Source organism: Micromonospora inyonensis (assembly GCF_900091415.1).
GTDB classification, from domain to species: domain Bacteria; phylum Actinomycetota; class Actinomycetes; order Mycobacteriales; family Micromonosporaceae; genus Micromonospora; species Micromonospora inyonensis.
This window is the reverse complement of record NZ_FMHU01000001.1, coordinates 430,251-454,672: the sequence shown is the minus strand read 5'-3', so window position 1 is coordinate 454,672 and position 24,422 is coordinate 430,251. Positions and strand designations below refer to the sequence as shown.

Annotated in this window: 24 protein-coding genes and 2 CRISPR repeat arrays; of the genes, 12 read left to right on the top strand and 12 right to left on the bottom strand. The window is 71.3% G+C overall.

All coding sequences use genetic code 11. The features are described 5' to 3' along the window. The 5 genes from cas7e to cas2e are packed head-to-tail and all read left to right on the top strand — an operon-like array spanning position 1 to position 3,875. Positions 1–1,125: a type I-E CRISPR-associated protein Cas7/Cse4/CasC gene (cas7e, locus tag GA0074694_RS01805; protein WP_091451425.1), complete on the top strand. Its 1,125-nt coding sequence runs from the start codon at positions 1–3 to the stop codon at positions 1,123–1,125. Then, positions 1,122–1,823 (top strand): type I-E CRISPR-associated protein Cas5/CasD, encoded by a 702-nt coding sequence (cas5e, locus tag GA0074694_RS01800; RefSeq protein ID WP_091451423.1) that lies wholly within the window; start codon positions 1,122–1,124, stop codon positions 1,821–1,823. Before cas7e ends, cas5e begins: the two co-directional genes overlap by 4 nt. 2 nt (positions 1,824–1,825) lie before the next feature. Next, positions 1,826–2,506: a type I-E CRISPR-associated protein Cas6/Cse3/CasE gene (gene cas6e, locus GA0074694_RS01795; protein ID WP_091451420.1), complete on the top strand. Its 681-nt coding sequence runs from the start codon at positions 1,826–1,828 to the stop codon at positions 2,504–2,506. Next, positions 2,503–3,471, top strand: coding sequence for a type I-E CRISPR-associated endonuclease Cas1e (gene cas1e / locus GA0074694_RS01790; protein WP_091451416.1), 969 nt, complete (start codon positions 2,503–2,505; stop codon positions 3,469–3,471). Before cas6e ends, cas1e begins: the two co-directional genes overlap by 4 nt. Beyond that, positions 3,471–3,875, top strand: a complete 405-nt coding sequence (gene cas2e, locus GA0074694_RS01785; RefSeq protein WP_091451413.1) for a type I-E CRISPR-associated endoribonuclease Cas2e — start codon at positions 3,471–3,473, stop codon at positions 3,873–3,875. The genes cas1e and cas2e overlap by 1 nt, the downstream gene beginning before the upstream one ends. Before the next feature lie 25 nt (positions 3,876–3,900). After that, positions 3,901–5,637: a CRISPR direct-repeat array (repeat unit 28 nt; unit sequence CCGCTCCCCGCGCACGCGGGGGTGATCC). Between the two features lie 92 nt (positions 5,638–5,729). After that, a CRISPR array of direct repeats spans positions 5,730–7,099; the repeat unit is 28 nt; unit sequence CCGCTCCCCGCGCACGCGGGGGTGATCC. A gap of 333 nt (positions 7,100–7,432) precedes the next feature. Here cas2e and GA0074694_RS01780 read toward each other — a convergent pair. Next, positions 7,433–7,840 (bottom strand): GntR family transcriptional regulator, encoded by a 408-nt coding sequence (locus GA0074694_RS01780; protein WP_091458502.1) that lies wholly within the window; start codon positions 7,838–7,840, stop codon positions 7,433–7,435. A gap of 341 nt (positions 7,841–8,181) precedes the next feature. Here GA0074694_RS01780 and GA0074694_RS01775 point away from each other — a divergent pair, with 341 nt between their 5' ends. Both GA0074694_RS01775 and GA0074694_RS01770 read left to right on the top strand, forming a co-directional pair. Beyond that, positions 8,182–8,568, top strand: a complete 387-nt coding sequence (locus GA0074694_RS01775; protein ID WP_091451409.1) for a DivIVA domain-containing protein — start codon at positions 8,182–8,184, stop codon at positions 8,566–8,568. After that, positions 8,565–8,825: a hypothetical protein gene (locus tag GA0074694_RS01770; RefSeq protein WP_091451401.1), complete on the top strand. Its 261-nt coding sequence runs from the start codon at positions 8,565–8,567 to the stop codon at positions 8,823–8,825. Before GA0074694_RS01775 ends, GA0074694_RS01770 begins: the two co-directional genes overlap by 4 nt. A gap of 193 nt (positions 8,826–9,018) precedes the next feature. Here GA0074694_RS01770 and GA0074694_RS01765 read toward each other — a convergent pair whose 3' ends face one another. The 5 genes from GA0074694_RS01765 to GA0074694_RS01750 form a co-directional block, all read right to left on the bottom strand. Beyond that, the gene (locus GA0074694_RS01765) at positions 9,019–9,756 is read right to left on the bottom strand and encodes a SanA/YdcF family protein (protein ID WP_425413574.1); all 738 of its coding nucleotides are present in this window, start codon (positions 9,754–9,756) and stop codon (positions 9,019–9,021) included. A gap of 76 nt (positions 9,757–9,832) precedes the next feature. Next, positions 9,833–10,195, bottom strand: coding sequence for a PH domain-containing protein (locus tag GA0074694_RS01760; RefSeq protein ID WP_091451398.1), 363 nt, complete (start codon positions 10,193–10,195; stop codon positions 9,833–9,835). Between the two features lie 43 nt (positions 10,196–10,238). After that, positions 10,239–10,394, bottom strand: a complete 156-nt coding sequence (locus GA0074694_RS31335; protein ID WP_176737748.1) for a hypothetical protein — start codon at positions 10,392–10,394, stop codon at positions 10,239–10,241. Positions 10,395–10,505: 111 nt separating this feature from the next. Further along, a complete protein-coding gene (locus GA0074694_RS01755) occupies positions 10,506–10,871 on the bottom strand; it encodes a hypothetical protein (RefSeq protein ID WP_245714506.1) in 366 nt (121 codons plus the stop codon). Between the two features lie 246 nt (positions 10,872–11,117). After that, positions 11,118–11,426, bottom strand: coding sequence for a 4a-hydroxytetrahydrobiopterin dehydratase (locus GA0074694_RS01750; RefSeq protein WP_091451395.1), 309 nt, complete (start codon positions 11,424–11,426; stop codon positions 11,118–11,120). Between the two features lie 184 nt (positions 11,427–11,610). On the opposite strand from GA0074694_RS01750, the gene GA0074694_RS01745 reads away from it, so the two are divergent. Continuing rightward, complete coding sequence (locus tag GA0074694_RS01745; RefSeq protein WP_091451392.1) at positions 11,611–12,051, top strand: (deoxy)nucleoside triphosphate pyrophosphohydrolase; 441 nt, start codon at positions 11,611–11,613, stop codon at positions 12,049–12,051. 219 nt (positions 12,052–12,270) lie between these two features. Here GA0074694_RS01745 and GA0074694_RS01740 read toward each other — a convergent pair whose 3' ends face one another. From GA0074694_RS01740 to GA0074694_RS01715, 6 genes are all read right to left on the bottom strand, one after another. Beyond that, positions 12,271–13,326, bottom strand: coding sequence for a succinate dehydrogenase/fumarate reductase iron-sulfur subunit (locus GA0074694_RS01740; protein ID WP_091451388.1), 1,056 nt, complete (start codon positions 13,324–13,326; stop codon positions 12,271–12,273). Next, positions 13,326–15,251: a fumarate reductase/succinate dehydrogenase flavoprotein subunit gene (locus tag GA0074694_RS01735; protein ID WP_091451386.1), complete on the bottom strand. Its 1,926-nt coding sequence runs from the start codon at positions 15,249–15,251 to the stop codon at positions 13,326–13,328. Before GA0074694_RS01735 ends, GA0074694_RS01740 begins: the two co-directional genes overlap by 1 nt. Before the next feature lie 15 nt (positions 15,252–15,266). Continuing rightward, positions 15,267–16,073 carry a hypothetical protein gene (locus GA0074694_RS01730; protein ID WP_091451382.1) on the bottom strand — a complete coding sequence of 269 codons (807 nt, stop codon included), beginning with the start codon at positions 16,071–16,073 and terminating at the stop codon, positions 15,267–15,269. A gap of 302 nt (positions 16,074–16,375) precedes the next feature. Then, positions 16,376–17,761 carry a metallopeptidase TldD-related protein gene (locus GA0074694_RS01725; RefSeq protein ID WP_245714505.1) on the bottom strand — a complete coding sequence of 462 codons (1,386 nt, stop codon included), beginning with the start codon at positions 17,759–17,761 and terminating at the stop codon, positions 16,376–16,378. 37 nt (positions 17,762–17,798) lie between these two features. Continuing rightward, positions 17,799–19,235 (bottom strand): TldD/PmbA family protein, encoded by a 1,437-nt coding sequence (locus tag GA0074694_RS01720; RefSeq protein ID WP_091451379.1) that lies wholly within the window; start codon positions 19,233–19,235, stop codon positions 17,799–17,801. A 33-nt stretch (positions 19,236–19,268) separates the two neighbouring features. Further along, on the bottom strand, positions 19,269–19,817 hold the full coding sequence (locus GA0074694_RS01715; protein WP_091458496.1) for a Uma2 family endonuclease: 549 nt from the start codon (positions 19,815–19,817) through the stop codon (positions 19,269–19,271). A gap of 401 nt (positions 19,818–20,218) precedes the next feature. Here GA0074694_RS01715 and GA0074694_RS01710 point away from each other — a divergent pair, with 401 nt between their 5' ends. From GA0074694_RS01710 to GA0074694_RS01695, 4 genes are read left to right on the top strand one after another with little or no spacing between them, the layout of a single operon-like run. Beyond that, positions 20,219–21,307 (top strand): ABC transporter ATP-binding protein, encoded by a 1,089-nt coding sequence (locus GA0074694_RS01710; protein WP_091451376.1) that lies wholly within the window; start codon positions 20,219–20,221, stop codon positions 21,305–21,307. An 8-nt stretch (positions 21,308–21,315) separates the two neighbouring features. After that, positions 21,316–22,347 (top strand): ABC transporter ATP-binding protein, encoded by a 1,032-nt coding sequence (locus GA0074694_RS01705; protein WP_091458495.1) that lies wholly within the window; start codon positions 21,316–21,318, stop codon positions 22,345–22,347. Continuing rightward, positions 22,344–23,351, top strand: coding sequence for an ABC transporter permease (locus tag GA0074694_RS01700; RefSeq protein WP_091451372.1), 1,008 nt, complete (start codon positions 22,344–22,346; stop codon positions 23,349–23,351). The genes GA0074694_RS01705 and GA0074694_RS01700 overlap by 4 nt, the downstream gene beginning before the upstream one ends. 10 nt (positions 23,352–23,361) lie before the next feature. Further along, positions 23,362–24,348: an ABC transporter permease gene (locus GA0074694_RS01695; RefSeq protein ID WP_091451367.1), complete on the top strand. Its 987-nt coding sequence runs from the start codon at positions 23,362–23,364 to the stop codon at positions 24,346–24,348. Positions 24,349–24,422 lie beyond the last annotated feature (74 nt).

Sequence of the window (24,422 nt, the reverse complement as noted above, 5' to 3'; positions counted from 1 at the left end):
ATGAGCCGCGCCATCATCGACGTCTACGCGCTCCACACCGTGCCGCCGAGCAACCTCAACCGCGACGACACCGGCTCGCCGAAGACCGCCGTCTACGGCGGCGTACGCCGGGCGCGCGTCTCCAGCCAGGCGTGGAAGCGGGCGATCCGGCTGGCGTTCGCCGACCTGCTCGACCGCTCCCAGCTCGGTGAGCGGACCAAGCGGGTGGGCGAGTCGCTCGCGGTGCGGATCAGGGACCTCGACCCGAGCCTCACCGACGAGGCCGCATCCGCCCTGGCCGCCGACGTGTTCGTGGCCGGCGGTCTCGCCAAGCCCAGCAAGAAGAAGGGGGACGCGAAGGACGTCGAGTCCGACTACCTGCTGTTCCTCAGCCACCGACAGGTGGACAACCTGGCCGCCGCCGCCCTGGACGCTTTCCGCAGTGGCACCGCCCTCAACAAGGCCCGGTTCAAGGAACTGGTCAGCTCGGACCACTCCGTCGACATCGCGATGTTCGGGCGGATGGTGGCTGACATGTCGGATATCAACGTCGACGCCGCATGCCAGGTGTCCCACGCCATCAGCGTTCACGCCGTCGACAACGAGTTCGACTACTTCACCGCCGTCGACGACCGCAAGGCCGACGCCGCCGAAACCGGGGCCGGCATGATCGGTACGGTCGAGTTCAACTCGTCCACGCTGTACCGGTACGCCACCGTCGACGTCAACGCGCTGCACCGGACGCTCGGCGACGCGGGCGCGACCCGAGCCGCCGTCGAAGCCTTCCTGACCGCGTTCGCACGCAGCATGCCGACCGGCAAGCAGAACACCTTCGCGCACCGGACGCTGCCCGACGCCGTGCTGGTGCGGGTGCGCGACACCCAGCCGATCAACCTGGTCGGAGCCTTCGAGACGCCCATCCGCGAGACGGACGCCGCCGGACGGATCGAACAGGCCGCGACCGCCCTGGCAGAGCACGCTGTGGCGGTGGAGAACGCCTACGGGGATCGGCCGGTCGCCAGCTGGGTCACCCACGTCGGGCAGAAGACCGCAGTGCTGGCCGACCTCGGCAAGGCGGTCAGCCTCAGCGAACTGGTCACCGCGGCGGGGGAGCAGGTCACCACGGCACTCGGACAGCCAGCATGAGTGTGCTGGTGCTCAGGCTGGCCGGTCCACTCCAGTCGTGGGGTTCGTCCAGCCGCTTCGCCCGCCGGGGAACCGAGATCGCACCCACCAAGAGCGGCATCATCGGCCTGCTCGCCGCCGCCCGGGGCATGCGCCGCACCGAGCCGCTCACCGACCTGCTCGGGCTGGAGTTCGGGGTACGGCTGGACCAGCCCGGGCAGATCCTGCGGGACTTCCAGACCGCCCGCAGCCTCGACGGTCGCCACAGCGCACCCCTGACCTACCGCTTCTACCTGTCCGACGCGGCCTTCCTCGCCGGCGTCAGTGGTACACCGGAGCTACTGCACGGGCTGGCGGAGGCGTTGCGCCGGCCACAGTTTCCCCTCTACCTCGGGCGGCGGTCGTGCCCACCTGTCGGGCCGGTCAGCCTGGGCGTGCACGACGGGACCTTGGACGACGTACTGACCGGGTGGCCGTGGCTGGCCGCCGAGTGGCACCGCCGCAAAGCGGCCCGCACCGTCCGGCTGGAGATCATCCGGGACGCCCGGCCGGGGGAGCCGGTCACCGAAACCCTGCCCGACGAGCCGATCAGCTTCGACCCGGCGCATCGGCAGCACACCTGGCGGTCCGTGCTGCGGCGGCACGTCGACGTCACCAACGACCTCGCGGAGCGGGCCGCCGTCGCCGAGCACGACCCGCTGAGTCTGCTGGGAGGCTGAGCATGTACCTCACCCGGTTCCAGATCAACCCGGCCCGTCGGAACGCACGGAAGCTGCTCTCCTCGCCGCAGGCCATGCACGCGGCGGTCCGCGCGGCCTTTCCCGTCGCGGAGGACCATGCACGCGGCGACACCCGTACGCTGTGGCGCCTCGACACCGTCGGCACCACGACCGTCTACCTCTACGTCGTCAGCCCCGGCCGACCCGATCTCACCCACCTCGTCGAACAGGTCGGCTGGCCGACCAGCACCGCCGAGCCCTGGGTGACCCGGGACTACGACGGGTTGCTCGGCTCGCTACGCTCCGGAGAGCGATGGGCGTTCCGGCTGACCGCCAACCCCACCCACAGCGGACGCAAGACCGCCGACGCCAAGGACACGCAGCGCTTCGGCCACCTGCGGGAACACGAGCAGGTGGAATGGCTCACCAGCCGCGCCGAGCGGAACGGCTTCGCCATCGCCAGCCAGCAGGACGGTCGCCCCAACCTGCGGCTGCACCGCCGCCAGACGCAGACGTTCAGACGCGGGATGGGCACCGTCACCCTCACCACCGCGACGTACGACGGCATCCTCCAGGTCACCGACGCGGACGCCCTGCGTCGGGCCATGACCAGCGGCATCGGACACGCCAAGGCGTACGGCTGCGGTCTGCTGACCCTCGCCCCCGCGCAGGCCGAGCCGTGAAGATCCCCGGTGTTCCCCCGGCCGAGCTGGCGGAACTCAACCGTGCACAGGACCGGCTCAGCTTCGTCTACCTTGAACGCTGCGTCATCCACCGGGACAGCAACGCGATCACCGCGACGGACGACAAGGGTGTGCTCCACATTCCGGCGGCCACCCTCGGCGTCCTCATGCTCGGCCCCGGCACCAGCGTCACCCAGCAGGCGATGATGCTGCTCGCCGACAACGGTGCCACGGCGGTGTGGGTCGGTGAACAGGGCGTCCGCTACTACGCGCACGGGCGGTCACTGGCCCGGTCGAGTCGGCTGATCGTCGCCCAGGCCGCCGCCGTGTCGCACCGTGACCGGCGACTCGACGTGGCTCGTGCGATGTACCGGATGCGGTTCCCCGACGAGGACACCCACAACCTCACGATGCAGCAGCTACGCGGCAAGGAAGGAGCACGGGTACGACGCTGCTACCGGGAACACGCCCGGCGGACCGGCATCGTCTGGACCAACCGGGACTACAACCCGGACGACTTCACCAGCGGAGACCCGGTAAACCAAGCCCTGTCCGCAGCGCACGCCTGCCTGTACGGCATCGTGCACGCCGTCATCGTCGCCATCGGCGCCTCACCGGCACTCGGGTTCGTCCACACCGGGCACGAACGATCCTTCGTGTACGACATCGCGGACCTCTACAAGGCCGAGATCACCATCCCGGTCGCCTTCGACATCGCTGCCAGCGAGTCGACCGACATCGGCGCGGACACCCGTCGCGCCGTCCGGGACAGGGTGAACGGCGGCGCGCTGCTGGACCGCTGCGTCCGGGACATCCGGAACCTGTTGCTGCGGCCCGCCTGCTCAGGGCCGATCGACGACGAGTGGGTCGACGAGGACACTGGCGACGACACCATCCGGCTCTGGGACGCAGACGGGCCGGAACTCGTCGGCGGGCGCAACTACGGCAGCGAGCTGGACTTCTGATGACCGTCATCATCCTCACCGCCTGCCCCGAGGGGCTTCGAGGGCATCTGACGCAGTGGTTGTTGGAGATCTCCGCAGGCGTGTACGTAGGACACGTCAACAGCCGGATCCGGCAGCGGCTCTGGGGCAAGGTGATCGAGATGGCCGGGCCGGGCCGGGCCCTGCTCGTCTACCAGGCACCCGGCGAGCAGCGGCTCTCCTTCAGCGTGCACGACCACCACTGGAAGCCGGTGGACCTCGACGGTGTCACACTGATCCGCCGCCCCACCGAACGGAAGATGTTCAACCCCGCCCTGCCGAGAGGCTGGAGCAAGGCGTCGAAACGCCGTCGGTTCGGCCGGAGGTCACCGGACTCCGCCGTCCCAGCGGCTCCGAATCAAAGTGAACAAAAAACCGAAAGTTGATCTCCAGAGCCGCAGGTCAGGAAGCCCGCTCCCCGCGCACGCGGGGGTGATCCTGCCGGTCGGCGCGTGCGGGTTGACCGGGCGACCCGCTCCCCGCGCACGCGGGGGTGATCCCCGGTCCCCGGCGATGAGCGCGCTCGACCAACTCCGCTCCCCGCGCACGCGGGGGTGATCCAAAGCGCCTCGCGTCGGACGCTCGGCTGCCGCGCCGCTCCCCGCGCACGCGGGGGTGATCCCTGACCCCGGGAGGGACACCATGACCACCACCGCCGCTCCCCGCGCACGCGGGGGTGATCCCGACTTCCCGCCGGCCCTTGTTCTTGACCTTCCCCGCTCCCCGCGCACGCGGGGGTGATCCGCCAGCCGGCGGCGGGCACGAGATGCAGGGACTCCGCTCCCCGCGCACGCGGGGGTGATCCGTTGACCTAAGTCCGACCGGCTACGGTGTCGGCCCGCTCCCCGCGCACGCGGGGGTGATCCGGAGCAAGGCATGAGCAAGGAACAGCGCGACCACCGCTCCCCGCGCACGCGGGGGTGATCCGCTGACGGCGACCGTGACGTCGGTGTCGGATATCCGCTCCCCGCGCACGCGGGGGTGATCCGGAGACGCAGTGAGCACCCGCCGGACGCCGTACCCGCTCCCCGCGCACGCGGGGGTGATCCGGTTTCCGATATGGACAATCGCGGAAACCGTTGCCGCTCCCCGCGCACGCGGGGGTGATCCCTTGCCCAGCATGCCTACGATTCGGTTTACAGCCCGCTCCCCGCGCACGCGGGGGTGATCCCCTGCCCTCGTCGACGTCGAGACCGACCTTGACCCGCTCCCCGCGCACGCGGGGGTGATCCCGCGACCCAGACCCGCCACCCCTGGCGGGCGACCCGCTCCCCGCGCACGCGGGGGTGATCCCGGCTGCACCCGCTGATCCGGCACGCTCGCCGGCCGCTCCCCGCGCACGCGGGGGTGATCCGTTCTCCAGGTTCGGTCCGGCCTTCGAGAACCGCCGCTCCCCGCGCACGCGGGGGTGATCCCAGCTTCACCGGGCCACCTCCCGCTCGGCCGGGCCGCTCCCCGCGCACGCGGGGGTGATCCGGCGGATCATCAGGCGGACTGGCGGGAGCGCACCCGCTCCCCGCGCACGCGGGGGTGATCCGGGCAGTGACCGGTGATGCGCCGCCTCGACCAGCCGCTCCCCGCGCACGCGGGGGTGATCCCAGGACGTTGAGCTGGTACGTGGTGGTGCGTGACCGCTCCCCGCGCACGCGGGGGTGATCCGATCGCCATGTGCGCGACGAGCCGGAACGACGTCCGCTCCCCGCGCACGCGGGGGTGATCCCAGTCGTTCGGCAGGCCAGGCCGTTCGGACGACCCGCTCCCCGCGCACGCGGGGGTGATCCCCCGCCGAGGTACGACATCAATGAGCCGAAGCACCCGCTCCCCGCGCACGCGGGGGTGATCCCCACGCGCGACAGTCGTCGCGGATGGCGCGCGACCGCTCCCCGCGCACGCGGGGGTGATCCCGGCCACGCGACGTCGCGGACCATCTGCTTGAGCCGCTCCCCGCGCACGCGGGGGTGATCCGGATCGTCGGTCGACTGTCTTGATAGGACAGAACCGCTCCCCGCGCACGCGGGGATGATCCGTCCGGCAACCCGATCCCGGTGCTCTGGTCGCACCGCTCCCCGCGCACGCGGGGGTGATCCGCTCAAGCGCAGCACGCTTGAACGGCAGCGGTTCCGCTCCCCGCGCACGCGGGGGTGATCCGTGCCGACCCGGCCCGGTTCGATGAGGTGGAATCCGCTCCCCGCGCACGCGGGGTGATCCGAACTTGATGTCCTTCGGGTCTTTGATGCCCTTCCGCTCCCCGCGCACGCGGGGGTGATCCCCAGGACCAGGAGGACACGCTGCGGGAGGCCATCCGCTCCCCGCGCACGCGGGGGTGATCCCTCGTCCAGCACCACGGCTCGGAAGCTGTTAGGCCGCTCCCCGCGCACGCGGGGGTGATCCCGCCCGCTCCATCTGCGACTTTGACGGGATGCCCCGCTCCCCGCGCACGCGGGGGTGATCCCAGCTCAAGGCGCAGACCGCATTGGTCCGGCAGCCGCTCCCCGCGCACGCGGGGGTGATCCGCTCAGCCATGGTGTCCTCGTAGGTGCGGTCGTCCGCTCCCCGCACACGCGGGGGTGATCCTCGCCTACGGGGATGACCTTCTCCAGGGTGAGCACCGCTCCCCGCGCACGCGGGGGTGATCCCGGCCCGTTCACTCCGAGCGGATCGATGCGCAACCGCTCCCCGCGCACGCGGGGGTGATCCCCACCACCGGCCCGGACTTCCACGGCCGCGTACCCGCTCCCCGCGCACGCGGGGGTGATCCCGTGCGGTAAATCGCTTGCCAAGAAGAGTTTTCCCGCTCCCCGCGCACGCGGGGGTGATCCTCGCACACACCGCCGCGAACGGCCCGTGGACCCCGCTTCCCGCGCACGCGGGGGTGATCCGCGAGCGCATCGGTCAGGGCGCGGACGGCCTGCCCGCTCCCCGCGCACGCGGGGGTGATCCCGAGGGCGCCGACGTCGATCGCTCGGTTTGCTCCCGCTCCCCGCGCACGCGGGGGTGATCCCCACGTCGTTTTCGTGGCGATCAAGACGATGATCCGCTCCCCGCGCACGCGGGGGTGATCCTGTCCGGATTCATGTTGTGCGTTCCGTGACTCTCCGCTCCCCGCGCACGCGGGGGTGATCCCGTCCACCAGGACGGCGCGTGCCCGCAGCAGGCCTGCTCCCCGCGCACGCGGGGGTGATCCGCCGTCGACCAGGCCGGACAGGACTTCTACGACCTGCTCCCCGCGCACGCGGGGGTGATCCCACCTCCGTCGTCGGCGCCACGGTCAAGAGGATCTGCTCCCCGCGCACGCGCGGGTGAGCCTCACAGAACAACCCTGTTGACTGACGCTCCCACCTGCTCCCCGCGCACGCGGGGGTGATCCCCGGCCCGTCACGCTCACCGTCGACCTGGCCACCTGCTCCCCGCGCACGCGGGGGTGATCCCAACGAGCTGCTTGAGTGGGTCAAGCAGATGCGCTGCTCCCCGCGCACGCGGGGGCGATCCACAGACTCATGCCCGGCGGGCACGTCGACCAACTGTTTCCCGCGTACGCGGGGGTGATCCGTAAGGCTGTGCGACGGCGCAAGCGCTCCGTGTCTGCTCCTCGCGCACGCGAGGATGAGCCTGCGGGGATCGCGGCCCGGGTGGTCGAGATCCACTGCTCCCTGCGCACGGGGGTGATCGGCACCGGGACACCCACGAGGCGACCGGCGCTCCCCGCGTCCCCGGGGATGGTCCCCGGATCGACGTTGACGCGCCGTCTCGCATCGACTGTTCCCCGCGCAGCGGGGACGATTCGAGGTGCCCGCGTCCATGTGGCCTGGCTACTGGGACTGTTCTCCGCGCACGGCCGGGGTTTGCCCGTTTGGCCGGGCCCCGCAACCGCCCGCGCCGAGCCATTAGCAACTACAGCTCCTCGGGTGGCTGCTCCCTTGTCCTTGGCCCCGGACAGGGGCAGTCAGGGACGGATCAGCTCGGTTTGGTCGCCGGGGAGGACGTAAACTTCGCCCTTCGGGCCTCGGATTTCGATCACGGGTACGCCCTCGTCCAGATCCATCTCGCGCCGCTCCCGGCTGGAGGGCATGCGAGCGATCGCCGAGCTGCCGGGCGTCAGCTCGATGTGTTCGCGCTGAAGCGCTTCTCGTACCCAGGTGCCGCGACCTCGGCTCGTCCTGATCAACCCCTCGGAACGCAGGAGTGCTACCGCCATGCGGACGCTCTCCCTGCCGATCTGGTGTTCCTGGCTGAGTTGCAGTTCGCTCGGAAGCGTGGAGCCTGGAGCGAACTCCCCAGATTCGATCTTCTCCCGAAGCAGGTCTGCGAGCTGGATGTAGATCGGCGTGTGCGAGCGGGGATCGATCCTCATATCGCTGAAGCCTTGTCGCCCTGTGGGCACGTAGGAATGCGCCCCTATCCGGACGGCGAACGTGCCCCTGTCCCACAAGGGTTGTGCGGATGTCCGGATGTTTGTAGTCTCGCAGTCACAACCCGTGTGCGGGTGTGAATGGCTGCTCGGCGTGCTGCCGTTCAGCCCATCGGGTTACTGGTTGGCCCTGGTGCCGTACCGCTGATAGGAGCTGCGGCGGCAGGGCGGGGTGGTCCGCCCGTGCGCGGCGGCGGGCGGGCTGCCCCTTCCAGGTCCGGGCGTCACGGGAGCATCCTCCCGGCCCGGTGTGACGGAGCGCGACACAGAGAGGCGGAACGGGCATGAGGTTCTTCCCCCGGCGGGCCGGCGACAACCGGCGGCCGACCGGCGGCGGTAGCCACCAGCGGACCGGCGGCGGCAGCCACCGGCCGGGCGGTGGTGAGCCGGCGGCGACGCGTCCGCCGGGGCCGGGCGTCTACCGCTCCCGGGCGTACGCCCCGCTGCGCTCCTGGCAGGTGCGGCGGCGACGGTTCCGCACGGTCGGCCTGTTCCGGCGAGGGCTGGACCCAGCGGACGTGCGGGAGTTCCTCGACCGGGTCGCCGACGACCTGGCCGACCTCTACGACGAGCTGAACCAGAGCCGGGAGGAGACCAGCCGGATCAAGGATGCGCTGCGGCGCTGGCAGTCCGAGTACGCCTCCCGGGTCAACGAGCGGACGTACCGGTGACGCGCGGGCGGGAGCGGTTCGTGATCCACCTGCCGGTGCTGGCCGGGGACCTGACCGGCGCGGTGCGCCTGGCCCGGGTGGTGGCCCGGTGGGCGAGCATCCTGCCGTACACCGACCCGGGGGAGGCCACCGTGTCGTACGAGGACGAGCAGGGCGTCCACCATCGGGTCTTCTGCGACACCCGGCTGCCCGGCGGGCAGCGCTGCCTGCTCCGGGCCGGTCACGACGGCCCGTGCACCCGTCGGCTGCTCCGGTAGCCGGTAGCCGGTAGCCGGTAGCCGGTCGGCGGTCGGCGGTCGGCGGATCGGCGGTCGGCGGCCGTGCCCCGTCTGTGCGGGCAGCTCCAAAGGACGCCGGTACCTTACGTTGCCCGGCGGCGGCCAGCCGGTGAGCCGGTCGTCCCGATCAGGCCGGAGGTCGCTGGGCGGGCGGTCGACGCTGGGCCGGCCGTCACGCCGAGCAGGGCGTCAGCCGGCGAGCAGGGCGTCGTCGACGCCGGTCTCGCGGCGGCCGAGGTGGGCCGGGTCGCGGCCGGAGAGGACGTCCAGCACGGGCCTTCACGGCGGCACCGTGCTCACGGCTGGAGCTGATCCGCCAGGTTCGCTCGTACGCGCGGGCGGTCTCGTCGCCGACCCCGTTGGCGTCGACGCCGAGGCGCCGGCACACCGTCACCGCGCGCGGCAGGTGGAAGGACTGGGTCACCACGGTGGCCCGGTCCACGCCGAAGATCCGCTTGGCCCGGGCGCACGAGTCGTACGTGTCCAGGCCGGCGTGGTCGCGTACCACCTTGTTCGCCGGCACGCCGCGCTCGACCAGCCAGCGTCGCATCGCGGTCGGCTCGTCGTACTCGGGATCGACGTTGTCGCCGGAGACCAGGATCGCGCCGACCTTGCCGGCGGCGAAGAGCTGCCGGGCGATCTCCAGGCGGGCGGCGAGGAACGGCGACGGCGTGCCGTCCGGCTGGACCTTGGTGCCGAGCACCAGGGCCACCGGTGCCTCCGGCACGCTCGCCGTGGTGAAGAGACGCCCCTCCGCGCCCCGCTGGATCCAGTTCACGCTGGCCACCGTGCCGGCGGTCAGCAGCACCGCGCCGACGAACCCCAGACCGACGGCGAGGCGTAGCCACCGGGGGACGGCCCCGACCGCCGCGCGCCACGTCCCGATCGTCCTCGCCAGCCGTCGCCCCATGCCGACCAGTATTTCAGCGGCCGGCGAAACCTGATCTTGCCGAGGACGCGGTCCGGGCGCGCGGTCCGGCGACGGGTCAGGAGATGTAGTGCAGGACCACGTTGTGGACGTGGTGGGCCTTGTCCGAGCCACGGAACTCGACCTCGTACGTGTGCGTGCCGACGTGGATCGCGATCGCCCCGGTGGAGAAGAACTGCCCGCCCCAGGACTTGTTGCTGACCACGCTCACGCTGGTGATCTTCGAGTACGGGATGCTGGTGATCGCGAACCGCTTCCCGACGAAGGAGCGGTCCTGGATGATCACCCGCCGGTCGGTGAGGCCGATGAAGCCGGTGCCGGTGCCGATGGCGTCGTAGACGGCGATGATCTGCTCGCCCTGGAGCAGGCCGCTCGCGATCTGGTTGTACTGCTCTTTCCGGTCGTACGTCGCGTTCGCCATGAATGCCACGGTAGGCGGGGCGTGCCAGTGCGCGCGCCGGCGCTCAGTCGTCGGCCAGCATCAACCAGAACACGACCAGCAGCCAGAAGTACGGGCGGGACGTGTCGTGGACGATGGAGAACCTGCCCCGGGCGGTCGCCAGCAGCACCAGGGCCAACATCAGCACGAGCAGTAGGGGCACCACCACGTCCACGCGCATCGGACGAGTATGGCCGCTGTCCCTCGTGGAGCTTGCGGCGGGCGGCGAAGGGCCCCGCCGGTCGACCACGGGGAGGCTGTGGTCGTCGACGGGGCCCTGAGCCGCCGGGGGTCAGCGGCTGGTACGGGGGTCGTTGTCGCGGGTGCGGCTGCCGGCCTTGGCCAGCCCGCGGCTGACCATGTAACCGATGGTCAGCAGGGTGATGTACCACCACGCCTTGTCGGCGGCGAAGATGTCACCGGCGCTGCCGCCGGAGTCGCCCACCGACGCCGAGGCGATCAGCACGCCGAGGACCGAGAGCACGTAGATGGCCAGCTCGGTGGTCTTCCACGACGGTTTCGTCTCGTCACCGCGGTGGACGTGCCGGACGTCGCGGTCCATGTGACCGACGTGGCCGTGGTGCCCGTTGTGGTCGACGTGGCCGACGTGGTCGGTCATGCGGTTCGTGGTCGAGGTCATTCCAGTGGGGGCGGTCATGATCAGCTCCTACGGTTTGACGCGCTATGAGACATTGGTTCGTTAGGCGGGGCTTGTCTGTCCCCGTGCCGCTTTAGCTACCCGTCAGGCCTTCCGGCCCAAACACTTGTCGTGCGGCAATGTCTCATTGAGTGCGTGACCCGCCGGTGCTCCTGGTGGGATGCCCGACCGCCGGGCGCGCGGGTGCCGCCGGGCGAGCGGGGGTGGACGCGACCGGGCGCGCAGGGGTGGTGTGACCGGGCGTGCTCAGGAGCCGGTGACCGCGCGGTACGCGTCCTCGATCCGCGCGGCCAGCAGGACCTCGCCCTCGCTGAGCGGCTCGTCGTCGCCGTGTCCGACCCGGATCAGGGTGCGGTCGGCCGAGCGGCTGATCTCGGGGCGCAGGTGCAGGGCGTCGGCGACGACCTTGACGCGTTCGGTCAGCGCGGCGTGCTGGCAGTCGTCGATCACGAGGGTGCGCCGGATCTGCTCCCCCTCACGGGTCCATCCGGAGAGTAGGGCGAGGGCGTCGCTGAGGTAGTCGCGCTTGGTTCGACCGCGGAACAGCGCGCGCATTACCGCACCTCCCAGGCGTCGTTGCCGGCTCGTGGCCAGATCGTCGCCGTCCTGTGTCCCTGTTGGTGTTCCCTAGTCTGTCGTCACATCGGGGATGTGTCCACGCCCACACTTCCCTCTCTTGCTGGCCTAGCGGTCGGCGACGGTATCCAAACCGCCGATTGATCTGGCACGCTGGTCAGCCGTGCGGACCGAACGGATTAGCGGTGACGGGCCGGCCGAACGCCGGGACGTGAAGGTGGTCGTGGGCGCGGCCATCGTCGTCGGCGGGCGGGTGCTGGCCTGTGCCCGGTCCGCCCCGCCGGAGGTCGCCGGCCGGTGGGAGTTCCCGGGCGGCAAGGTCGAGCCCGGGGAGAGCGAGACCGCCGCCCTGGTCCGCGAGTGCGCCGAGGAACTCGCCGTACGCGTCGAGGTCGGCGACCGGGTCGGGCGGGACGTCCGGATGGCGCACGGCCGGTCCGTGCTGAGGGTGTACGCGGCCCGGCTCGTCGGCGACGACCAGCCGAGGGCGCTGGAGCACGCCGAGCTGCGGTGGCTCTCCGCCGACGAACTCGACACGGTCGACTGGCTCCCTGCGGACGTTCCCATCGTGGCTGCGCTCCGCCCCCTTCTCGCCCGGCTCTGACCGCCGGTACCCACCGCCGACCTACCGCCGCGTGCCGCCGCCTGCTCCGGGTGGTTGCAGGGGGCCCTTCTTCGACAAAAAGCGGTAACAGGGGACCCCTGCTACCACCCCACAGCGTCGGGGTGCGGGCAGCTGTCACGGCAGAAACCGTTGTCCCCACGCGAAACGGGGGCCGTGCGGCGCGCGCCGCACGACCCCCGTTGCCGTTCGCTGTGTCGCTCAGTGCTGCTTCTTCTGGTCCTGCTCCGGGTGCGCGTAGTTCAGGTGCCCGGCCGGGATCGGGAACGTCACGTCGTCACCGAACGGCGACGGCGCGGCGGCCCGGTTGAAGGTGAGCTCGCTCAGCGGCAGCTTGCCCCGGTCGTCCACGGCCGGAGCGGTCGGCTTGGGCACCTCGCGGTTCCAGTTGAGACCGCGCTGCGCCTGCGCCTCGGCTGCCGGGTCGTGCGAGCCACCGGCGTGCGAGTGCAGGCCGTGGTGCACGCCGACCTGCGGCCGGAAACCGGGCTGGGTGGACTCGTCCTGACCCCGACGGAAGATCTTGCTACCAAGCCACACGAGGGGATCATACTTGCGATCCACCACCCGTTCCTTCATCGGGATGATCCCGTTGTCGGTGATCTTGATGTGCTCGGGGCACACCTCGGTGCAGCACTTGGTGATGTTGCAGAAGCCCAGGCCCTGCTCGGCCTGCGCGTACTCCTTGCGGTCGGTCTTGGTGTCGAGCGGGTGCATGTCCAGCTCGGCGGCCCGGATGAAGTACCGGGGACCGGAGAACGCCTGCTTGTTCTCCTCGTGGTCCCGGATCACGTGGCAGACCGTCTGGCACAGGAAGCACTCGATGCACTTGCGGAACTCCTGCGAGCGCTCGACGTCGACCTGCTGCATCCGGTAGTCGCCCGGGGCCACGTCCTCCGGGGGCGCGAAGGCCGGGGTCTCCCGCGCCTTCTCGTAGTTGAACGAGACGTCGGTGACCAGGTCCCGGATCACCGGGAAGGTCCGCAGCGGGGTGACCGTGACGGTCTCGTTCTCCTCGAAGGTCGACATCCGCGTCATGCAGCCCAGCCGCGGCTTGCCGTTGATCTCCATCGAGCAGGAGCCGCACTTGCCGGCCTTGCAGTTCCACCGGCAGGCCAGGTCGGGCGCGTCGGTGGCCTGGAGGCGGTGGATGACGTCGAGGACGACCTCGCCCTCGTTCACCTCGACCGTGTAGTCCTGGAGGTCGCCGCCGTTCTCGTCGCCCCGCCAGATCCGGAATTGGCGCTTGCCGCCCATTACTTGCCCGCCTCCTCGGTCTTGGCGTCGGCGACGAGGGCGTCGAAGTCGGCCAGCTCCTCGTCGGTCAGGTACTTGGCCAGCTCCGCCCGGTCGAAGAGCCCGATCAGCTCCGCCCGCATCTTCGGCAGCGGCTTGTGCTCCAGGCGTACGGTGTCGCCGTCGAGCGAGCAGACCAGGTTCACCCGGCGCCACTTCGGGTCCATCCCCGGGAAGTCCTCCCGGGTGTGGCCGCCCCGCGACTCCTGCCGCTCCAGCGCCGCCTTCGCGGTGCACTCCGAGACGACCAGCATGTTGCGCAGGTCCAGGGCCAGGTGCCAGCCCGGGTTGTAGCGGCGGCCGCCGGCCGCGCTGACCTTCGCCACCCGCTCGCGCAGCTCGGCGAGGCGGACCAGCGCGTCGGCCAGCTCACCCTCACGCCGGATGATGCCGACCAGGTCGCCCATCACCGCCTGGAGGTCCTGCTGGAGGGCGTACGGGTTCTCGCCGGTGTCCCGCTGGAGCGGGGCGAGGGCGGTCTCCACCGCGGCCTCGACCGCGTCCACCGACACCTTGGGACGGGCGGTGAGCTGGTCGGCGTAGGTCGCCGCGTGCCCACCGGCCCGCTTGCCGAAGACCAGCAGGTCCGACAGGGAGTTACCGCCCAGCCGGTTTGAGCCGTGCATGCCGCCGGAGACCTCACCCGCGGCGAAGAGCCCCTGCACGGTGCCGTACGCGGCCCCGCTGTCCGGCTCGACCTCGACACCACCCATCACGTAGTGGCAGGTCGGCCCGACCTCCATCGGCTCCTTGGTGATGTCGACGTCGGCCAGCTCCTTGAACTGGTGGTACATCGACGGGAGGCGACGGCGGATCTCCTCGGCCGGCAGCCGGGAGGCGATGTCCAGGTAGACGCCGCCGGCGGGCGTACCGCGACCGGCCTTGACCTCGCTGTTGATCGCGCGGGCGACCTCGTCGCGGGGGAGCAGCTCCGGCGGACGCCGGTTGTTGTCCGGATCGGAGTACCAGCGGTCCGCCTCGGCCTCGTTGTCCGCGTACTGCTTGCGGAACACGTCCGGCACGTAGTCGAACATGAACCGCTTGCCCTCGGAGTTCTTGAGGACGCCGCCGTCACCCCGGACCGACTCGGTGACCAGGATGCCCTTCACCGAGGGCGGCCAGACCATGCCGGTCGGGTGGAACTGGAGGAACTCCATGTTGATCAGCGTCGCCCCGGCGCGCAGCGCCAGCGCGTGCCCGTCCCCGGTGTACTCCCAGGAGTTCGAGGTGACCTTGTACGACCGGCCGACGCCGCCGGTGGCGAGCACCACGGCCGGGGCCTCGAAGAGGACGAACTCGCCGGACTCCCGGTAGTAGCCGAACGCGCCGGCCACCCGGTCGCCGTCCAGCAGCAGCTCGGTGATCGTGGTCTCCGCGAAGACCTTGATCCGCGCGTCGTAGTTGCCGAACTCCTTCTTGTCCTCCTGCTGGAGGGAGACGATCTTCTGCTGGAGGGTGCGGATCAGCTCCAGGCCGGTCCGGTCACCGACGTGCGCCAGCCGGGGGTACTCGTGCCCGCCGAAGTTGCGCTGCGAGATCTTGCCGTCCTTGGTGCGGTCGAAGAGCGCACCGTACGTCTCCAGCTCCCAGATCCGCTGCGGCGACTCCTTCGCGTGCAGCTCGGCCATCCGGAAGTTGTTGAGGAACTTGCCGCCGCGCATGGTGTCGCGGAAGTGCACCTGCCAGTTGTCCCGGCTGTTCACGTTCCCCATGGCGGCGGCCGCGCCGCCCTCGGCCATGACCGTGTGCGCCTTGCCGAAGAGCGACTTCGAGATGATCGCGGTCTTCTTGCCGGCCAGTCGGGCCTCGATCGCCGCCCGCAGACCGGCTCCACCGGCCCCGATCACGACGACGTCGTAGTGGTGTCGTTCGATTCGCGTAGTCATCTGTGTCCGGGCCCTTTAGTTGATGAACCGCAGGTCGCTGAACCAGCCGGCGGCCAGCGCCATCACGTAGAAGTCGGTCAGCGCCAGGGTGCCGAGGGTGATCCAGGCGAGCTGCATGTGGCGGACGTTCAGCCACGACACGCCCGTCCAGGCGCGGTAGCGCAGCGGGTTCTTGGAGAAGTGCTTCAGCCGCCCGCCGATGATGTGCCGGCAGGAGTGGCAGGAGATCGTGTACGCCCAGAGCATGATCACGTTGCCGAGCAGGATCACGTTGCCCAGGCCGAAGCCGAAGCCGTCCGGGGAGTGGAAGGCGAGGATCGCGTCCCAGGTGTTGATCAGGGAGATGATCGCGGCCGCGTAGAAGGCGTACCGGTGCAGGTTCTGGCCGAGCAGCGGGAAGCGGGTCTCGCCGGAGTAGCTCTTGTGCCCGTCCGGCACGGCGCAGGCCGGCGGCGAGAGCCAGAACGACCGGTAGTACGCCTTGCGGTAGTAGTAGCAGGTCAACCGGAACAGCAGCAGGAAGGGCAGGGTCATCGCGGCGTCCGGGATGATCCACCAACCGGGCAGGAAGCGGCCGAAGTGCGCCGCCTCCGGCACGCACGCCTCGGTCACGCACGGCGAGTAGAACGGGGTCAGGTAGTGGTAGTCGTCGACCCAGTACCACTTGTGCATGAAGACCCGGACCGTCGCGTACGTGACCCACGAGCCGAGGCCGATGACCGTGATCAGCGGCGCCAACCACCAGCGGTCGGTACGCAACGTCTTCGCCGCGATGGCGGCGCGCGCTCGCGCACCCCGCGGCCTCGTTGCCGTTGAAGTCATTCCAGTTGTCTCCCTGACGGGGCCCTCGCGGGCACGGATCGGTTCCGGCCGGGCACGCGGGCCGGCGCACCGCCCCCGCAAGCCACGTCCCCTGCGCACACCCACAACCACGCCGGGGCGTACCGACGCAGCTAAGTGACACACGTTACGCCGCTCGCCGCGAGCCGTTCGCGCAGGGAGTGTCGCCCGAATATCCCCGGTTGGGAAAGCTGTGGCCCTCCGATCGCTGTCCGATGTTAAGAACCTCACGTCGGGGGACGATCCGGGCCCATGGGGGTCAACGAATCAGCGACCGGGGCAGCTCACCCGGAGGCGCCACCGGTGAAGTTCCACTCGGCCAGGCGCAGCGGCGGTGCGCTCCACCAGGTGTCCGCGGTCCGGTCCGGCTGGCGGAGGGCGACCCGACCCACCCCGAGCACCGCGCCGGGCGCCAGCGCGCGCGGGTACGCCTGGGTGAAGCGCAGGTCCCGGACGGGGCGGGTGACCACGCCGTCCTCGATCAGCCAGACGCCGTTGCGGGTCAGCCCGGTCACCGTCAGCGCCTTCGGGTCGAGCACCCGGGTGTACCAGAGGTCGCAGACCAGCAGCCCCCGCCCGACGCCCGCCACCAGGGCGGCGGTGTCCGGGTCGACCACCGCGCCGGCCGCCGTGTCCGCCGCCGGTGCCGCCCCGGCGGCGCCCAGCAGCCGGACGGTGCGCGGGAACGGGCCGAAGGTGGGCGAGTCGAGGGACCCGTGCCCGGTCGAGGCGGCCCCGGTGGCGGCAGCCGTGCGCCGGTCGTGCGTCACCGCGCCGGTCGTGCCGGCGGTCACCAGGGGCAGCGCGTGCCGGGCGGTGCCCTCGGTGTCGACGGGCAGCCCGGAGGCGGCGAGCGGATCGTCGAGCAGGGACACCGCCCGGTCGAACTGGGCCGCACCCAACTCGGCGAAGGACTTCCGTTCGGCGTACGCCTTGCCGTTGAAGCCGTACATGGCGAGGTTCGCCAGCAGGTCGGCGACGGCGGCCGGCTCGAAGACCACCTCGTACCGCCCCGGCGGCAGCTCGACCGGGTCGACGCCGGAGCGCGCCCTTCCCGCCGCCCGCGCGCCGAGGGCCGCGCCGTCCAGGTCGGCCAGCCGGTCGGCGGCGAGCCGGGCCATCCCGTCCACCCCACCGGCGCGCGCGATGCCGTCCATGGCCGCCTCGGCCATCCGCCCCCACGCGGTGTGCCCGGCGGTGTTGGCGAACGCGGCGGCCTGGTGGGAGGTGCGGCAGTAGCCGGCCGTCTCGAGCCCGCCGGCCGCGTCGACGAAGGCACGGACCCGCGCGGCCCGCTCGTCCGGTTCCGCGTACGCGGTGGCCTCGTCGGGCGTCGGGGCGGCCGGTGTCGGGGTGGGCGGGACCAGCCCCGGCCAGCCCGGGTCGGGCGGGCAGAGCCGGGCCGCGACCAGGGTCCGCTCGACCAGCTCCCGGAGCCCGTCCGGGCTGGTCAGGCTGCCGCTGCCGGTGGCCGTCCGCCCGTCGGTGTGCAGCCGTAGCCGGATCGACACGGTCGACTCGGCGACGTTCTGGTGGATGAACGAGTTGGCGAACCGGGTCAGCGCCGCGTCCGTCCGGGTCACCGTCACCTCGGCCTGCGCGGCCGGGTCGGCGAGGCGGCCCACCAGCTCGACCACCTGCCCGGCGATCTCCGTCTCGCGCCCGCTCACGCGGCGACCCCCTTGTTCGCGACGGTGGGAACCGCGTTCACGCGGAAACCCCCACCCGGACGTTGCGGAAGCGGGCCGGGGCGGCCGGATGGCCGGTGTGCCCGACCTGGCCCGGCTGGCCCTTGCCACAGTTGGGCGTGCCCCAGGGGACGATCTCGGAGGAGAGCATGTCCATGGAGCGCCAGAAGACCGGCCCGATCCCGGTGTAGGTGGGGTTGCGCAGCATCCGGCCGCGCCGCCCCTTTTTGATCTCCCACCCGATCTCGCAACCGAACTGGAAGTTGAGACGCTTGTCGTCGATGGACCAGGAGCGGTTGACGTCCATCAGCACGCCGTCGTCGGTCGCGGCGACGATCTCGGCCAGGGTGTGCGGCCCCGGCTCCAGGCCGACGTTGGTCATCCGCACCATCGGCAGCCGGGCCCAGCCGTCGGCGCGGACGCTGCCGCCGTAGCCCAGGCCGGCGACGGCGGCCGAGTCCCGGCCGGCGAGCACCCCCACCCAGCGTCCGGCGCGGACCGCGTCCCGGCGGACCGCCGGGGAGCCCTCGTCGTCGAAGCCGAAACTGCCCAGCGCGCCCGGGATGGTCGGGTCGATGGTGATGTTCATCAGGTCGGAGCCGTAGCGCAGCGAGCCGAGCTGTCGCAGGTCGAGCCAGGAGGTGCCGGCGAACGCCGCCTCCCAGCCGAGGATCCGGTCCAGCTCGATGGCGTGCCCGACCGACTCGTGGATCTGCAACGCCAGCTGCTCGCCGCCGAGGATCAGGTCGGTCTCACCGGCCGGGCAGAGCGGGGCGGTGAGCAGTGCCCGCGACTCCTCGGCCATCCGGGCGGCGTTGCCGACCAGGTCGAGTGAGTCGACCAGCTCCCAGCCGGTGGTGCCGTACTGGCCGCGGTAGCTGGGCCAGGACCGGCGCTGGGTCTCGCCGTCGCCGATGGAGGTGGCCGAGATGCCCGCACCGCACTCGCGGACGTGCTGGTCGATGCGGTGCCCCTCGCTGGAGACGAACCACTTGCCGGTGTCCCAGACCTGGTAGAGCCCCTCGGCGAGGTCGGCCCCGTGCTCGGCCATCGTCGCGGTCGCGGCGACCAGCAGGTCGCCCTTGCTGCTCAGCGGCACGCCGAGCGGGTCGACCCGGCAGGGGGAGGTCCAGGAGGCGGTGGTGGGCGTGGCCGGCACCAGCTCGACCGGCGGGCCGGAGACCCGGGCGCTCGCCGCGGCGATCCGCGCGGCGCGGTGGCCGGCGTCGCGGGCGGCGGCGTCGGCCAGATCGGGTACGGCGTAGAAGCCCCAGCTCGACCCGACCAGGGCGCGCACCCCGAGCCCGAGGTCGGAGTCCTGGGTCAGCTCCTCGATCTCGCCGTTGCGGGCCGACATCGACTCGTAGCGGCGGTGCATCACCCGGACGTCGGCGTACCGTGCACCGGCGTCGAGCGCGGCCTGCACGGCGAGGGTCGCCGCGTCGAACTCCGTCATGGGCCCGACCCTAGGCGAGCCCCCCGACACTTGTCAGTCCAGCAACGTCTCCGGCCGGATCGTCACGTGCACCGGCTCGGTCAGCTTCAGCACCCCACCCGGGCCGGCGGTCGAGTGCTCCACGTAGTGGCCGCCCTGTAGTTGGTACAGCTGGGCGACGAGGCTCTTCTGCTCGACCAGCAGATACCACGCGATCCCGGCAGCTGCGTAGTAGTGCATCTTCAGCACCTTGTCCGTGGCGGCGTTGTCAGGCGAGATGATCTCGCAGGCCAGTCGTACGTCGCCCGCGTCGACGTAGGGGTCGTCGAGGTCGATCGGATCGGTGACGACGAGGTCCGGAATCGAAATGCGGTCCGGGCGGAGCCGGACGTTCACCCCCTCCAGCACGCGCAGTCCGGCCTCGCGGACCGGTCGGCGCAGGGCGGCGCGGAGTTCACCGGAGATGTTCTGGTGCTGGGGCGTGGAGGCAGGGGTCACGTGGAGGCTCCCGTCGAAGAGTTCGACGCGCTGGTGCGTCTCGCCGAGGGCGAGGTACTCCTCCTCCGTCCACGGTCCGTCGTGGTCGAACACCACTGCGGTCATGGTCACCTCCACCTCGATCCGGCGGGAATCCTCTCGTGATCGCCTGCCCCATCGTCGCACCTCCGGTGCGCCGATCCGGGCTCATCAGCCACCACGTCGCGCGGTCAGTCGCCGTCGACCGGAAGGGGCATGGTCCGGCAGATCCGCGCGATGTCCCGGTCCGCGCCGAGGTCTGGCACCCTGCTGCCGGCGCAGCCCGTTCGGCGTGCGGCCTCGGCGGGACCGCCGGGGGCGAGCTGCTCGTCGGCGCGTCGTGGGGTGTCCGGGGCGGTGATGCCGACTCGTTACGGGACCGACGGCTGACAGGACGGCGCCTGTAGCTTATTTTCACCCTCTGGGAACCGCTGCAAGTTCTCTTCGTCAACCAGGGGGGGCGGTCGGTCGTGAAGAGAGCCGAGTCGATGCCGGCCGAGAAGCCGGACGACCACCGCGCCGCGCCGGGGGAGCATGGCGCGGGTGGGCCGTACCTGCGGGTGACCGATCTGCGGGTGCAGTTCGCCACCGAGGACGGCGTGGTGCGGGCGGTGGACGGGGTGTCGTTCGCGGTGGAACGCGGCCGGACCCTGGGGATCGTCGGCGAGTCCGGGTCGGGCAAGAGCGTGACGTCCCTGGCCGTCCTGGGCCTGCACGACCCGCGCCGGGCCACGGTGACCGGGGAGATCCGGGTCGGCGACCACCAGTTGATCGGCATGCCCGAGGAGCGGGCCCGCCGGCTGCGCGGCCGGGACGTCGCGATGATCTTCCAGGACCCGCTCTCCGCCCTGCACCCGTTCTATCCGGTCGGACGGCAGATCGCGGAGGCCTACCGGGTGCACCATCCGGGGGCGGGACGCCGCGCGGCGTGGACGCGGGCGGTGGAGATGCTGGACCGGGTCGGGATTCCGCAGCCGGGGCGGCGGGCCGAGCAGTACCCACACGAGTTCTCCGGCGGTATGCGGCAGCGGGCCATGATCGCGATGGCCCTGGTCAACGACCCGCAGCTGCTGATCGCCGACGAGCCGACCACCGCCCTGGACGTGACGGTGCAGGCGCAGATCCTGGACCTGTTGACCGATCTCCAGCAGGAGTTCGGCTCGGCGATCGTGTTGATCACCCACGATCTCGGCGTGGTCAGCCAGGTGGCGGACGAGGTGCTGGTGATGTACGGGGGCCGGGCGGTGGAGTACGGCGACGTCACGGAGGTGCTGCGGTCACCGGCGCACCCGTACACCTGGGGGCTGCTCGGTAGCGTGCCCTCGTTGCACGGGGACGCTGACGCGGACCTCCGGCCGATCGCCGGCAACCCGCCGAGTCTGATCGACCTGCCGCCGGGGTGCGCCTTCCACCCCCGGTGCCGGTGGGCGGACCGGACCGACGGCCGCTCCCGGACGCAGGTGCCGGAGCTGGTGCCGGTGGGCGACACGGGGCACCGGGTGGCGTGTCACCTGCCGGCGGACGAGCGGGCACGGATCTGGGCCGACGAGGCCGAGCGGGTGGGGGTGGCCCGGTGAGCGCCCCGATGACCGGCTCCGTGGAGCCGCTGCTGAGCGTCCGGGGGCTGACCAAGCACTTCCCGGTGCGGGAGGGACTGCGCCGGTCGGGACTGGTGCGGGCGGTCGACGGCGTGGACTTCGACGTCGAGGCGGGGCAGACCGTGGGCCTGGTGGGGGAGTCCGGGTGCGGCAAGACCACCACCGGCCGGATGCTGGTACGCCTGATGGAGCCCACCGCCGGCACCGTGACCTTCGCCGGGCAGGAGATCACCCGGGCGCGGGGCCGGGACCTGCGTCGACTCCGACAGGACCTCCAGATCATCTTCCAGGACCCGTACGCCTCGCTGAACCCCCGGCACACCGTGGGGCGGATCGTGGCGATGCCGCTGGAGGTCAACGGCATCACCCCGCCCGGCGGGGTCCGCAACCGGGTCCGGGAGTTGCTGGAACTGGTCGGGTTGAACCCGGAGCACTACAACCGGTACCCGCACGAGTTCTCCGGCGGCCAGCGGCAGCGCATCGGCATCGCCCGCGCGCTCGCCCTCGACCCGAAGCTGATCGTGGCCGACGAGCCGGTCTCGGCGCTGGACGTCTCGATCCAGGCGCAGGTGGTCAACCTGCTGCGCCGGCTGCAACGCGACCTGGGGCTGGCGTTCGTGTTCATCGCCCACGACCTGGCGGTGGTGCGGCACTTCAGCCAGCGGGTCGCGGTGATGTACCTCGGCCGGATCGTGGAGATCGGCGACCGGGACGACATCTACCAGCGCCCGCAGCACCCGTACACCCGCGCATTGCTGTCGGCGGTGCCGGACGTGACCGGCCAGGGGGCGGAGGGGCGGATCCGGCTCGTCGGGGACGTGCCCACGCCGCTGGACCCGCCGTCGGGCTGCCGGTTCCGCACCCGCTGCTGGAAGGCCACCGACCGGTGTGCGACCGAGACCCCCGCCCTCGTCCCGAGGGAGGGCGGTCGGCAGGCCACCGCCTGCCACCACCCCGAGACCGGGCCGCTGGCGTCGACCGGCGACGTGGTGGCCGTACCGAATGAGGTGTCGCGATGAGCCTGTCCCCGGTGGAGGGTGAGGTCCGGGCGGAGATCGCCCCGGCGACCGACGGCGGCGGCGTCGCGAGACGCGAGGTCGTCGGCCGGTCGCCGGGGCAGCTCGCCTGGGTCCGGCTGCGCCGCGACCGGACGGCGGTGGTCACCGGCGTGGTGCTGCTGGTGCTGATGCTGGTCGCGCTCGCCGCCCCGTTGATCTCGAAGCTGTACGGCGTCGGCCCGAACGAGCAGTTCCAGGAGCTGCTGGACGGCAACGGCATGCCGCTCGGCTACGTCGGCGGGGTCAGCGGCGACCACTGGTTCGGGCTGGAACCCCGGCTCGGCCGGGACATCTTCATCCGGATGGTGTACGGGCTGCGCACCTCGCTGTTCATCGCGTTCGCCGCCGCCGTGGTGACCACGGCGATCGGCGTGGTCGCCGGTATCCTCGCCGGCTACCTGGGCGGAATGGTCGACACGGTGATCAGCTGGATCACCGACGTGGCGCTGGCCCTGCCGTTCCTGATCTTCGCGCTGGCCGTGGTGCCGACCGTGGCGCTGCGCTTCTACGGCCCGCGCGAGGAGGTGCCGCCCTGGTTCCAGGTGGCCGTGCTGATCGGGGTGTTCGCCGCGTTCAGCTGGACCAGCACCGCCCGGCTGGTCCGGGGCCAGGTCGTGTCGCTGCGCGAACGGGAGTTCGTGGAGGCGGCCCGGACCAGTGGCGCAGGGCTGGGGCACATCATGTTCCGGCAGCTCCTGCCGAACCTCTGGGCGCCGATCCTGGTGGCGTTCTCGCTCGCCGTGGCGCAGTACATCGCCGGTGAGGCGGCGCTGTCGTTCCTCGGTATCGGCGTCCTCGAACCCACCGCCGACTTCGGCCGGATGATCTTCCAGAGCATCCCGTACCTCCAGACCGACCCCGCCTACGTCTTCTTCCCGGGCATCACGATCTTCGCGCTGGTGCTCGCGTTCAACCTGTTCGGTGACTCGCTGCGCGACGCGCTCGATCCGAAGTCGTCCCGGTGAGGAGCCCCTTATGACGCGATTCCTGGTCCGCCGGCTGCTCAGCGCCGTCCTCACCCTCTTCGCGGTGAGCGTGCTCAGCTTCCTGATGTTCTTCGCCCTGCCCAGGGACCCGGTCAGCGGCATGTGCCCGAAGAACTGCAACGCCGAGCGGCTCGAACGGGTCCGCGACGAGCTGGGCCTGAACGACCCGCTGGTGCAGCAGTACGCGAACTACATGAAGGGCATCGTCGCCGGGCGGGACCTGGGCAGCGCCCAGGGCGGCCGGTGTGACGCCCCCTGCCTCGGCTGGTCGTACGTGAACAACGAGGCGGTCACCGACACCCTGGTCCGGGTGCTGCCGGTGACGTTGAGCATCGTGCTGCCGGCGGCGATCCTCTGGCTGGTGGTCGGGGTCGGCCTGGGCATGGTCTCCGCACTGCGCCGGGGCACCTGGCTGGACAAGGCGGCGATCGGCTTCTCGCTGGCCGGTGCGTCGATGCAGCTCTACTTCGTCGGCGCGGTCCTGCTGCTGATCTTCACCTATCAGCTGCGGCTGACCCCGGTGCCGGGGTACACGTCGATGTTCGACGATCCGGTGGAGTGGGCCAGCGGGCTGGTGCTCGCCTGGGTGTCGCTGGCCTTCCTCTTCTCCGCGATCTACGCCCGGCTCTCCCGGGCGCAGATGCTGGAGACGCTCTCCGAGGACTTCGTTCGTACCGCCCGCGCCAAGGGCCTGCCGAAACGCACCGTGTACGGGCGGCACGCGCTGCGCGCCGCGATCACGCCGGTGGTCACCATCGCCGGGCTGGACGTGGGCGGCGCGCTCGGCGGCACGGTGATCACCGAGACGACCTTCGGCATCCAAGGGCTCGGCCGGACCGCCGTCGACGCGGTCCGCTCCGGCGACCTGCCCACGATCATGGCCACGGTGCTGATCTCGGCGGTCTTCATCGTGCTGGCGAACGTCGTCGTCGACCTGCTCTACGCGGCCATCGACCCCCGGGTGCGGTTGCGATAAGGCATCGACCCCGTTCCACCCGTGGAAAAGTATCCATCGGTTCTGTTAGACCACTCGTAAATTTCTTACAGGCA

Coding starts and splice junctions, on each gene's coding strand:
- cas7e (WP_091451425.1), top strand. CDS start 1: ATGAGCCGCGCCATCATCGACGTCTACGCGCTCCACACCGTGCCGCCG.
- cas5e (WP_091451423.1), top strand. CDS start 1,122: ATGAGTGTGCTGGTGCTCAGGCTGGCCGGTCCACTCCAGTCGTGGGGT.
- cas6e (WP_091451420.1), top strand. CDS start 1,826: ATGTACCTCACCCGGTTCCAGATCAACCCGGCCCGTCGGAACGCACGG.
- cas2e (WP_091451413.1), top strand. CDS start 3,471: ATGACCGTCATCATCCTCACCGCCTGCCCCGAGGGGCTTCGAGGGCAT.
- GA0074694_RS01780 (WP_091458502.1), bottom strand. CDS start 7,840: ATGAGGATCGATCCCCGCTCGCACACGCCGATCTACATCCAGCTCGCA.
- GA0074694_RS01775 (WP_091451409.1), top strand. CDS start 8,182: ATGAGGTTCTTCCCCCGGCGGGCCGGCGACAACCGGCGGCCGACCGGC.
- GA0074694_RS01765 (WP_425413574.1), bottom strand. CDS start 9,756: ATGGGGCGACGGCTGGCGAGGACGATCGGGACGTGGCGCGCGGCGGTC.
- GA0074694_RS01760 (WP_091451398.1), bottom strand. CDS start 10,195: ATGGCGAACGCGACGTACGACCGGAAAGAGCAGTACAACCAGATCGCG.
- GA0074694_RS31335 (WP_176737748.1), bottom strand. CDS start 10,394: ATGCGCGTGGACGTGGTGGTGCCCCTACTGCTCGTGCTGATGTTGGCC.
- GA0074694_RS01755 (WP_245714506.1), bottom strand. CDS start 10,871: ATGACCGCCCCCACTGGAATGACCTCGACCACGAACCGCATGACCGAC.
- GA0074694_RS01750 (WP_091451395.1), bottom strand. CDS start 11,426: ATGCGCGCGCTGTTCCGCGGTCGAACCAAGCGCGACTACCTCAGCGAC.
- GA0074694_RS01740 (WP_091451388.1), bottom strand. CDS start 13,326: ATGGGCGGCAAGCGCCAATTCCGGATCTGGCGGGGCGACGAGAACGGC.
- GA0074694_RS01735 (WP_091451386.1), bottom strand. CDS start 15,251: ATGACTACGCGAATCGAACGACACCACTACGACGTCGTCGTGATCGGG.
- GA0074694_RS01730 (WP_091451382.1), bottom strand. CDS start 16,073: ATGACTTCAACGGCAACGAGGCCGCGGGGTGCGCGAGCGCGCGCCGCC.
- GA0074694_RS01720 (WP_091451379.1), bottom strand. CDS start 19,235: ATGACGGAGTTCGACGCGGCGACCCTCGCCGTGCAGGCCGCGCTCGAC.
- GA0074694_RS01715 (WP_091458496.1), bottom strand. CDS start 19,817: ATGACCGCAGTGGTGTTCGACCACGACGGACCGTGGACGGAGGAGGAG.
- GA0074694_RS01710 (WP_091451376.1), top strand. CDS start 20,219: ATGCCGGCCGAGAAGCCGGACGACCACCGCGCCGCGCCGGGGGAGCAT.
- GA0074694_RS01705 (WP_091458495.1), top strand. CDS start 21,316: ATGACCGGCTCCGTGGAGCCGCTGCTGAGCGTCCGGGGGCTGACCAAG.
- GA0074694_RS01700 (WP_091451372.1), top strand. CDS start 22,344: ATGAGCCTGTCCCCGGTGGAGGGTGAGGTCCGGGCGGAGATCGCCCCG.
- GA0074694_RS01695 (WP_091451367.1), top strand. CDS start 23,362: ATGACGCGATTCCTGGTCCGCCGGCTGCTCAGCGCCGTCCTCACCCTC.